The following is a 10,220-nucleotide window of genomic DNA, read 5'->3' on the forward strand; positions in this document are numbered from 1 at the left end:
GGAAGTCGGGAAATCATTTTTCCCGGCTTCCTTTTTTATTTAGAACAACTTCCCGACGCCATAGTGGATGGTAATAGTAATCAAACCGATGATCACGTTACGAATAACCGCAACCTTTGTTAAACCATTTCCCAACTTTGAACTGATGTAACCAGTAAGGGCACTGGTCAAAGCCACAGCTAAAATCGTCACGTACCACTTATACGGTGCCGGGCTGAAGGTCATCGCACAAAGTGGGAAGATCCCACCAGCAGAAGCTGAAACCAGAGAAGCGAAGGCCGCATTCCACGGGTTCATGTAGTGGCCCAATTGGATGCCGTACTTAACACGCACAACGGTTTGTAGCGGCTCTTTCTGCAGCAAATCTTGGGCAATTTTATGAGACGTTGCTTCCGTCAAACCCTTTTTGACGTAGTAATCAGTCACTGCCTGGCATTCACTATCAAAATCTTCCTTCAGCAAGCGTTCTTCTTTTTCGACGGCAGCTCGTTCTGTATCCTTCTGGGTGCTAACTGAAGCATACTCACCAGAAGCCATCGAAAAGGCGCAAGCTAACAGGTCAGACAAGCCAGCGATAAAGATAGTGAATTGGTTCGTCGTAGCAGCAGCGACAGAGACCAGCACACCAACAACAGTCAGAATTCCATCGTTTGAGCCGAGGACCCCTGCCCGCAAGGTATTCAGTTTTTCGGCCATCGTCTGCTTTTGACGTTTTTTGGGTGCTTTTACTTGATCCATTAATTATTCCTCCTATCTTTGGGCAAAGAGCTGACCAATTAAGAAGGTCACACCCATCGTCAGCATTCCTGAAATAGCGTTACGCATTACCGATTTCCAGCGATTCGAGCCGCCCAACACAGCTGCAAGATACCCCGTAATACACAGAGCAATCACAACGGCCACCATTGTAGCAGCGATTCGAACATGTGCTGGTGTCATCGTTACCGCCAGCATTGGCAGAATGGATCCCGTTGGAAAGGAAATGAAGGATGCGATAGCAGCCGCGTAAGGACTCGTAAACTCTTCTGGATTAAAGCCGTATTTTTCTTGCACCACGTTATTCAGTGCATTATGGTCCATCAATTCATTAGCGGCTTGTTCGGCTAATTCAGGTGAAATATCCTGATTCATATAACGTTGCTTCAAGTCTTTGTGCACTAAGTCGCGACTGTCTGCCAAGTGTTCCTTTTCAGAAATGATCGCCATCTTTTGCGAATCCTTTTCTGTGCTAACCGATACATATTCCCCCATGCACATGGAAATGGTACCAGCCAATGTCCCAGAAAGGCCAGAAATCAAAATCGAATATGCACTAGTATGAGCAGCAGCCACCCCAACAACGATCCCAGCCACTGAAAGGATTCCGTCATTTGCGCCCATAACACTGGCACGCAAGACGTTGACCTTTTGGGCTAAAGACATTTTTTTATTTGCCATACTAAGCACGCCTCCAAACGATAATTTAGAACCATTATAACATAGAAGCACAGAAAAATACGCCTTAATTTAGGATTCTATGCTCTAAATTAGAAATAATATAAACTATCTTTGCACACAAAAAGCGATGGCCTTTCGCGACCATCGCTTCTCGCCTTATATGCAATTCTAAAGGTCTTTATTTGTTGTCCTTGTTTGCTTCCACCGTGCGGATAACAAAGACTGAAGTTCCAGCATGACGAGTCATGTAGGAAGCTTGAGAACCAACAGACTTGCGGTTACCCCATTTACCAATTGAACCGATAATCAGTAAGTCTGGTTGGTATTCAGGAATGATGTGGTTGCAAATCCGTTCGGCTGGACGCTCACCTTCGTCAACAATGGCGGTAATCTTCTTAGCAGGAACGCCGTAATCAATAGCAGCTTGAACATATTCGTTAATCCGCTTCTTAAGGTCTTCCTGAGTACTGTGAACGTAATCCTTGTCTAGAATTTGGTAAACGTTCGTATGTCCAGTTTCACAAACAGATGCAATCCCTAATTCGGAGCCATCACGCTTTGCCTTATCTACAGCATATGCAAAAGCAGCTCGTGCATCAGGTGCGTCATCGACACCAACCAAGATTCGCTGAAAGTGTTTCGGCTTAATTTGAAACATAAATTTTCTCCTCTCGTATTGACTAACCAGCGGCTAGTCTTAATGCGTTCAATATCATCTTACTACATTTCTTTGCTTTGTAAATATTAATTTCAGGTACTCCTAAAATATTTTTAGTAATTAATAAATTAAGTCTTTTGGAAGTGCTAAGCGTAGTATGATAATCAATGTAGAGAAATGGAGGCTTATTTATGTCAAAAATCTACCAAGATTACTTCCCTGACCATGATGCCTTTGACACCCAGGATGGGGCTTATAAAGAACTGAAAGTTCCTGATGTACCAGAATCACCGCTTCGTGTACCAGAACTGTTAAAACCGGACAAAGAAACTGCTGATGGCGTCTGGTACACCATCATCGCTCAAGCCGGTGAAACCCAAATGCTGCCTGGAGCGAAGACCAAAACTTGGGGCTACAACAATGATTACTTAGGTAAAATTCCTGTCTTCCCTAAGGGCAAGACAATCCATCTTCGCCTGATTAACCATTTGCCAGAAATGACTACCTTCCACTGGCATGGCCTCAATATTCCAGGGCCTTATGAAGACGGTGGCTGCCACGCACCTGTTTATCCTGGCCAAGAAAAGGATATCCACTTCAAGATTATTCAACCAGCTTCCATGTGTTGGCTGCACGCCCATCCGTGTCCAGAAACTGCCCACCAGGTCTTCCGCGGTTTGGCCGGTGGCGCAATCATTACTGACGATGTGGAAAGTAATTTGCCATTCCCTCGTCATTACGGTGTGGATGACATTCCGTTGATTCTGCAGGACCGTAATTTCCACGAAAACAACCAGTGGGATTACCGCAAAGACTACGACCCAGATGGTGTAACCGGTACTACCCCGTTGATTAACGGAACAGTTAACCCATACTTTGACGTCACAACCCAACGCTTGCGTCTGCGGGTACTGGACGGCGCTAACCGCCGCGAATTCCGCCTCCACTTTGATGACGGCCGGGTTTTGACACAGATTGCTAGTGACTGCGGTACCCTGGAACACCCCGTTAAGATGACTAAAGTGATGATTACCTGTGCTGAACGGCAACAATTCATCGTTGATTTTGGCGATTGCAAGCCTGGCGATGTCGTCACCTTGATGAGTGACGACACACCACTGGTTAAGTTCCGCATTCACGAATTTAAGCCGGATAACACCAAATTACCTGAAGATCTCACACCAATGAAACCTTATAAGATTACACCAGGGCTACCTGTCCACAAGTGTGTAATGGACGGGATGGACGAATATGTCATGATGGATGGCAAGAAGTTTAATATGCAGCGCATTGACTTCAAGGCCACCCTCGGCACCGCCCAGCTCTGGGAAGTTGTCAACAACAACACGGCTGGTCACGGAATGATTCACCCGTTCCACATGCACGGTCCTGCTTTCCAGATCGTATCACGCAACGGCAAGGCACCTTACCCTAACGAGTGTGGGCCTAAAGACGTCGTAGCCGTCAACCCAGGTGAACACGTCATCATCCGGGTACTTTACAACTTACCTGGTGTCTATATGTATCATTGCCACATCCTTGAACATGAAGATGGCGGAATGATGGCACAATTACAAATTGTCGACCCGAAGGACCCTAACAAGCAATATAAGCTGATGGATCACCAAACCCTAATGAAGGCCTTCAGTGAGGAACGTGGTGTTCCAATGGATAAATTATGGCTTGGCGGCATGCAATCTTACGCTAAGATGGGTATGCACATGTAAGTAGTTTTCCATACAAAGAAAGCGCGTAACAACAGCCTCAAGTGGCTGCGGTTACGCGCTTTTTCTTCTGACGTTAATGGAAATTAGAATTTGGTAAACGGTAGTCAAAACGCTGCTTGTCACCGACAAAGCGACCAGAATGTCGTTCCAGAGCGTGGCGACGCTTGCCAAAGAGCATCCAAACAAAAATTGCGATATCAATCACTACCTGAATACTTGTAACCAGCCAATCATTTCCAGAAATCGATCCGGTCATAATGAAAGTACCGTCGACAGCAACAGCTGTCCAATCGATCAAGAAATGCATCAGCATCGTTAACCATAGCTGGCCAGTATACAGGTAGACACAAGCAAAGAAGAGGCCGCAGCCAAATGCACTGAAAACCTGCAACAGAGTCACGTCTAGACGCTGGCCTGCCAAATTCATCAAGTGTGATAAGCCAAATAAAACAGCACTGATAATGATGGCAGTTGGCACTTTGAACCTAAAGTTTTGCAATGCATAAAGCAGGACGCCCAGCAAGCCGAAGCGGAAGAATGTTTCTTCGCCGATTCCGGTTTCCAATGCTTGGAGAGTCATCTTCAGGCCTGGATAATGGAATCCGCTTAACAGCCCATGCTGAAAATGGAAATCCCCATTGTACAAGGTATAAACCACATCAACAACAACTAAGAAAATGATAACCCAGACACTAATATCATCATGCCAATGTGGCGTGAGTCCTGGCCAGGACAATTGCCAAACCCGCATCAAAGTGGTCACCATGATCAGGTAAGCAATTGAACCGAAAAAGCCAGTTGACATCCCTAACTTTAAGAAGTGCGGCCCGGCTAAAGATGTCGGATAAGCCACGTTCATAAATTCAACCACTAAAATAAGCCAGTAAAAAAGCAAGATAATTCGCGCAATCACATTATGAAAGCGTGCCCCGATAACACCGGCAAACGGAGCAAACATCACGAAGTAGTAGAGGACCGTAATACTCAATATTCCTCGAGCTGGAAGGTAGAGCAACAGAATTATTTCCCGGGAAACAATTCCCCACACCATAATTAAAGCTAACGGTTGGCATATCGCCTGTAGCCAGTTATTGATAGTACTAACCCAGTTAGGCACCCGGTCATGGATAATTTCAATTAAAAAGCCCACCAGAACCGCTAGTAACAGAACAGCCATTAACCAGCGGATCGGCCGTTGCAACATTATTTCCCGTGCCAGAATAGCAACCATAAAAAGAACGGTTGCACCCATCTGAGCCACGTACCAAATTCTTAGATAATCTCTACCTGTCATACAAATCTTCCTTCCACTTCATGAAAAACCTATGTTGATAATAGCAAAACGCCGCATACCATTCAATGGTCGCGACGTTGTTTTCGTAGCTTTTTAATGTTTGCTAGATTGAGGCAAACGAACGAATTCTGTACTGTCATCATCATAGATAAAGAAAGCACCATAGAGATCATCACGATCGCGGCCCCATCCAGGAATCGGCTGACCCGCAAAAAACAGCCGTTTAGTTTCCACTTCAGCCGTAACTGAATCGCGGGAAAAGACGGTAACTGAACTCAAACGTGTTTGCCGCGGATGCCCAGTTTGGGGATCCATCAAATGGTGGTAGTGGTGGCCATTCTTTACCAAGACGCGTTCATAAGTTCCAGAAGTCACGGCTGAACATTCTGGCATGACGATTTGTTTAAGGTCGTTGCCCCTCAATTTGCGTGGGTCCTGGATACCAATGACCCACTGGCCATCCTGACGACGCGGTGAAGGGCCGACAAACAAGAGATTGCCGCCTAAATTGATGATTCCATTTTTTAAGCCATAGGCATGCCAATAATCACGAATACGGTCGGCAATATATCCTTTGGCAATCCCACCAAGGTCCAGTTCCATCCCCGTTTGACGTAAAAAAACAGTCTGCTGGGCGTCATCCATCACCACCTGTGTTGGATCAGTGATCTTCAGGCGTTCTTGAATTTGCTCTTCTGCTGGGACATTGGCACCGGCAAAGCCAATTCGCCATAATTTGACGAGTGGACCAATCAAAGCATTGAAGCCAAAGTGCTGACGACTAGCATTGACAGCCCGTTTGACTAAACCATAGACCATCGGTGACACCTGCACTGGGTGTTTACCCGCAGCGTGGTTGATCGACATAACTTCAGAATGGTCGCGGTTGACGGTCAAAACGTCTTCATAATGGTCAATTAGCGAAAGGCTCTGTTGAAGAAGGCTTTGATCACTTGTCCCGAATGCGGTCAGGACAATTCGTGTGCCGAGGGCGTGACCCGTGACGGTCACAGTGTGTTGGGCTAAATTTCTGATCATTGAAGGAAGTGGTCGATAAATTGCTGGTATTCTTTACTTTCGTAAGATGAAGCACCGGTTACCGCATCCGGGACCGTGCTGTCCTTAAACCGGTGTTGACTCAGTAAATCAGCAATGTGTTCTGCATTTTCCGTAATCACCAGAGTACCGAGGTAGCGTCCCTGATGATCATGCAAGGCAGCATAAGTAGTCACAATGCGCTGACCATCGACGTTGCTGGCTACTTCCGCCGTGTTGCGTTTACCCTTGCTAAAGGCATAGAGCATCCCTGGCATCCACTTAGCGGTATCTGGAAAGCGTTTGATGATCGGCTGCCCGATTAATTTATTCAGTTCATCGGTCATCCCCCGGTCGATCGTCTGGTTGTACCAGGCGAAATTACCATCAGCATCGATCAGGTCCAGCTCCAGCGGCAACACACTTGTCAAGGCCTCCAATTGGGTTAAACTAACTTTGCCGGTGGATAGTTCGATAAATTCTTGATCTGCCTTGCTCATATAATCCTCTCCTTTTCCCCATTATACTAGAAAAAGCTAGTAAGCGGATACAGTCCTGCTTACTAGCTTTTTCACTACTCAGTTGCTGCCGCAGTCTTTTTGCTTTGACTGTGATCAGCTTCGTGGTGCTTTTGGTTATGATGTTGTTTACGATGATTGTTTTGTTGGTGGTTGTTTTGCTGCTTCTTGTTTTGGTGGCCCTTCTTGTTGCGGTGGTTCTTGTGACCAACGTAACGGCTGTTTTGTTTGGCCTCTTTACTGTCGGCATTCAAAATCGTTACCATCGGAATAATCACCGGCCGCCGTCCCGTTCGCTCAAAGAGAAGCTTCTGCAAGCGGCTGACAATAGTCCGGTTAATAACCCGGGCATCGACATGTTGGTGGTTCTTAAAGGTATTCAGGATAGCCCAGAACACTTCGTGGTTAGCATCTTTAATCAGTTCCTGGGATTCGTGCATGTAAACAAAACCCCGGGAAACGATATCTGGGCCCGCCACGATTTGGTAGTCCTTTAAGTCAACAACAGCAACCGCCGTCACTACACCTTCTTCAGACAAAAGACGACGCTCGCGGATTTCAGGGTTACCAACCGAATCACCGACATCCCGGCCATCAATGTAGACGTCGCCTGCCGTCTCGATGTGGTCTGCCAAACGGCAAGAGTCCTTGGTCAGAGCCAAAACATCCCCGTTAGCCAGAATAAAGCTGTGATCCAACGGCACACCCGCTTCTTCAGCCAGATGAGTGTGAATCTTCTGCATCCGGTATTCACCGTGAACTGGTGCGAAGAACTTCGGTTTCATCAAGCGAATCATCAATTCTTCATCGATCTGACCACCGTGCCCAGACGTATGGATATTGTTAACGTAACCGTGGATCACGTTAGCTCCCTCTTCTTCCAGCTTGTTGATCAAAGCATTGACAGAAGTAGTGTTGCCTGGAATTGGGTTACTAGAGAAAACGACCGTGTCCCCCGGTTGGATAGTGATCTGACGGTGGGTGCCATTGGCAATCCGGCTCAAAGCAGCCATTGGTTCACCCTGCGAACCGGTACACATGATCAAAACCTTCTCCGGCGGGTAAGAATTGATGTCGTTTGGATCGATCAGGTAATCGTCCGGAATATTTAAGTAGCCGAGTTCTTGGCCAGCAGCAATGGCATTTTCCATACTGCGACCGAAAACGGCGATCTTCCGCCCCTGTTTGATAGCAGCGTCGCTGGCTTCACGCAACCGGTAGACATTAGAAGCAAAGGAAGCGAAGATAATCCGACCCTTAATGCGTTCGAAAATCCGCCGAATATGGATATCAACCCACCGTTCGGATTTAGTAAATTGCGGCCGCTCGGCGTTAGTACTGTCAGATGTCAGCAAGAGCACGCCGTCACCACCGAGCTTGGCCATCTGCTGGAAGTTTGGTGCCGGCAAGTGGCCAACCGGCGTCAGGTCAAACTTGAAGTCCCCGGTTTGGACGATCGTTCCTTGTGGCGTGTGAACGGCTACCCCTAAGGTGTCAGGGATAGAGTGGGTAGTCCGGAAGAAGCTGACCCACATCTTCTTGAAGTGAACTTCATCAAATTCGTTGATTTCGTGAAGCTCAGCGGATTTCAACAGGTGCTTTTCGTCTAGTTTGCCACGAATCAAAGACATAGCAAATGGTCCAGCGTAAATCGGCACGTTCACCTTTTGTAAGAAGAACGGCAGGCCACCGATGTGGTCTTCGTGGCCGTGAGTAATAAAGATCCCTTTAATCTTGTCTTTGTTTTCGACTAAGTAGTCGTAATTTTGGATAACGTAGTCGACACCGAGGAGCTCATCTTCTGGGAAGAGAACCCCGCAGTCAATGATGATGATTTCATCTTGAAACTGCACGCAGTACATATTTTTGCCAATTTCGCCAAGGCCACCCATGGCAAAAAAGGCCACTTCATTATTGTGGATTTTTAGCTTGCGCATAATACCTTTCCTTTATTATTTATTTGTATGCTGAAAAGACGCAAACAAGTACCTACACTAAGAGACTTGTCAGCGTTTTATTCAGATTTTGTGCTCAACTGGTAAGTGAGTCACATTTTTCATACGGATCAAACTTAATTTAAGTTTATCACAATGCGGAAAGTAATGGTAGCAACAAGCTGGCAAAGAAGTCAGGCATGACAGATTATACAAAAAAAGCCGCCATCACTGGCAGCTTCGATTATATGATGCTTAGTCCTCAGACGGTTCGCTTTCGCGATGCTTGCGCGTCCACTCAACCCAGTCTTCAACAGGCTGACCGTCCTTGGTATAGGTCATATCCAATGTATTAATGACGTTGAGGTAGTTTTGCTTTGTCCGTGAAAGACTAACCTGCTTCAAGTTGTCATTAGTCATAAACTTGTTTTCGGCAATCAGGTGGTTGATCATGGCCATGTCTTCATCATTAGCATTGACGTTGATGATTTCCAAATCGTCAGCCTTAAACCCTGCTACGTAAAAATCAGCAAAAGAATCCAAAGCCGTCTTCTTAGCTTCGTCGCTTAAATCGGCAAAGTTGATACCCTTTGCACTCACGATAATGTCTCCCTTCGAAAAACTTCACAACCTATAGTCTAGCACACGAAAGTTAAAGCTAACTAACTTCCGTTCATTATTTACCTAAAATTGCCTGCATATCCGCTGGCATGGGAGCATCAAAGCTTAATTTTTTCAAAGTGAAGGGATCGGTAAAAGACAAGTGTGCCGCATGAAGGGCCTGTCGCTTGATCTGATCCAATGATCCCCCGTAAAGATGATCACCCAGTAGAGGATGGCCGATGCTGCTAAAATGCACCCGAATTTGGTGGGTCCGTCCAGTTTTCAAAATTGCCCGAACCAGCGTCCAACCATTACCACGTTGTTCCACTTGGTAGTCCGTTTGGGCTGCCTGGCCTGATGGATCAATGACCCGCTGCGCCTGGCCAGCCACCCGCGCAATTGGCTGATCGATCGTGCCACCGTCGAGTTCAATCCGTCCCTGGACGATCGCTAGGTACTGTTTTCCTAGTTTGTGTCCCTGCACTTGCTGGCTGATCATACTTTGGGCAACGTGATTTTTCGCAATTAAAAGCAGGCCTGAAGTTCCCTGATCCAAACGGGTAATTAAATGCGGACGGAGGTCTTCAGAACCCGACTTTTGCAAATACCCTTTCACCCGGTTGAGCAATGTGTCGTTACCAGTCGTCGGCCCCGGAATTGATGCCATTCCAGCAGGTTTATTGATAACTAACCAGTTATCATCTTCAAAAATGATATCAATAGCTTTATCACTGATCGCTACATCCGGATCCGGACTTTCGGGATTCACTTTAACGGTCAGCGGCTGATTAGGCAGCACTTTGGTTGTCGGTCGAACGGGACGATGGTCCACTAGAAATTGACCGTCGCCACGCTTGATGTCGTTAAAAAGGCGGTGTCCCATCCCCAATGACTGCAAAAATTTCTTAATTTTAATGGGGTCTTGGCCCCGATAAATCCAGGTGTTTTCCATGAGCAAGCTTCCCCTTTGACAAAGAAAACCGCCGCGGTATCCCACGACGGTTTTTAGTAATG

At 46.6% G+C, this 10,220-nt stretch carries 10 protein-coding genes; 1 reads left to right on the top strand and 9 read right to left on the bottom strand.

Going from position 1 to position 10,220, the window contains the following annotated elements:
• Positions 1–39 precede the first annotated feature (39 nt).
• The 3 genes from AB3114_RS08040 to AB3114_RS08050 form a co-directional block, all read right to left on the bottom strand.
• Positions 40–738, bottom strand: coding sequence for a VIT family protein (locus AB3114_RS08040; RefSeq protein ID WP_367342726.1), 699 nt, complete (start codon positions 736–738; stop codon positions 40–42).
• Between the two features lie 12 nt (positions 739–750).
• Positions 751–1,437: a VIT family protein gene (locus AB3114_RS08045; protein WP_367342727.1), complete on the bottom strand. Its 687-nt coding sequence runs from the start codon at positions 1,435–1,437 to the stop codon at positions 751–753.
• Between the two features lie 178 nt (positions 1,438–1,615).
• Positions 1,616–2,095 (bottom strand): universal stress protein, encoded by a 480-nt coding sequence (locus tag AB3114_RS08050; protein WP_367342728.1) that lies wholly within the window; start codon positions 2,093–2,095, stop codon positions 1,616–1,618.
• Between the two features lie 191 nt (positions 2,096–2,286).
• On the opposite strand from AB3114_RS08050, the gene AB3114_RS08055 reads away from it, so the two are divergent.
• Entirely contained in the window at positions 2,287–3,822 is a 1,536-nt protein-coding gene (locus tag AB3114_RS08055; protein WP_367342729.1) for a multicopper oxidase family protein, read from the top strand.
• A gap of 73 nt (positions 3,823–3,895) precedes the next feature.
• Here AB3114_RS08055 and AB3114_RS08060 read toward each other — a convergent pair whose 3' ends face one another.
• The 6 genes from AB3114_RS08060 to AB3114_RS08085 all read right to left on the bottom strand — a co-directional run bounded on the left by AB3114_RS08060 (position 3,896) and on the right by AB3114_RS08085 (position 10,158).
• Positions 3,896–5,116, bottom strand: coding sequence for a lysostaphin resistance A-like protein (locus tag AB3114_RS08060; RefSeq protein WP_367342730.1), 1,221 nt, complete (start codon positions 5,114–5,116; stop codon positions 3,896–3,898).
• A 93-nt stretch (positions 5,117–5,209) separates the two neighbouring features.
• Positions 5,210–6,154 (bottom strand): FAD:protein FMN transferase, encoded by a 945-nt coding sequence (locus AB3114_RS08065; protein WP_367342731.1) that lies wholly within the window; start codon positions 6,152–6,154, stop codon positions 5,210–5,212.
• A complete protein-coding gene (locus tag AB3114_RS08070) occupies positions 6,151–6,651 on the bottom strand; it encodes a PAS domain-containing protein (RefSeq protein ID WP_367342732.1) in 501 nt (166 codons plus the stop codon). Before AB3114_RS08070 ends, AB3114_RS08065 begins: the two co-directional genes overlap by 4 nt.
• Before the next feature lie 74 nt (positions 6,652–6,725).
• Entirely contained in the window at positions 6,726–8,606 is a 1,881-nt protein-coding gene (locus AB3114_RS08075) for a ribonuclease J (protein ID WP_367342733.1), read from the bottom strand.
• Positions 8,607–8,858: 252 nt separating this feature from the next.
• Positions 8,859–9,203 carry a hypothetical protein gene (locus AB3114_RS08080; protein WP_367342734.1) on the bottom strand — a complete coding sequence of 115 codons (345 nt, stop codon included), beginning with the start codon at positions 9,201–9,203 and terminating at the stop codon, positions 8,859–8,861.
• Positions 9,204–9,279: 76 nt separating this feature from the next.
• A complete protein-coding gene (locus tag AB3114_RS08085; protein ID WP_367342735.1) occupies positions 9,280–10,158 on the bottom strand; it encodes an RluA family pseudouridine synthase in 879 nt (292 codons plus the stop codon).
• Positions 10,159–10,220: the final 62 nt, after the last annotated feature.

The organism is Limosilactobacillus sp. (assembly GCF_040772465.1).
Classification (GTDB): Bacteria; Bacillota; Bacilli; order Lactobacillales; family Lactobacillaceae; genus Limosilactobacillus.

Bases quoted from the DNA above. Each gene is read 5' to 3' on its own strand.
- AB3114_RS08065 (WP_367342731.1), bottom strand. From the start codon at position 6,154: ATGATCAGAAATTTAGCCCAACACACTGTGACCGTCACGGGTCACGCC.
- AB3114_RS08050 (WP_367342728.1), bottom strand. From the start codon at position 2,095: ATGTTTCAAATTAAGCCGAAACACTTTCAGCGAATCTTGGTTGGTGTC.
- AB3114_RS08060 (WP_367342730.1), bottom strand. From the start codon at position 5,116: ATGACAGGTAGAGATTATCTAAGAATTTGGTACGTGGCTCAGATGGGT.
- AB3114_RS08040 (WP_367342726.1), bottom strand. From the start codon at position 738: ATGGATCAAGTAAAAGCACCCAAAAAACGTCAAAAGCAGACGATGGCC.
- AB3114_RS08045 (WP_367342727.1), bottom strand. From the start codon at position 1,437: ATGGCAAATAAAAAAATGTCTTTAGCCCAAAAGGTCAACGTCTTGCGT.
- AB3114_RS08070 (WP_367342732.1), bottom strand. From the start codon at position 6,651: ATGAGCAAGGCAGATCAAGAATTTATCGAACTATCCACCGGCAAAGTT.
- AB3114_RS08075 (WP_367342733.1), bottom strand. From the start codon at position 8,606: ATGCGCAAGCTAAAAATCCACAATAATGAAGTGGCCTTTTTTGCCATG.
- AB3114_RS08085 (WP_367342735.1), bottom strand. From the start codon at position 10,158: ATGGAAAACACCTGGATTTATCGGGGCCAAGACCCCATTAAAATTAAG.
- AB3114_RS08055 (WP_367342729.1), top strand. From the start codon at position 2,287: ATGTCAAAAATCTACCAAGATTACTTCCCTGACCATGATGCCTTTGAC.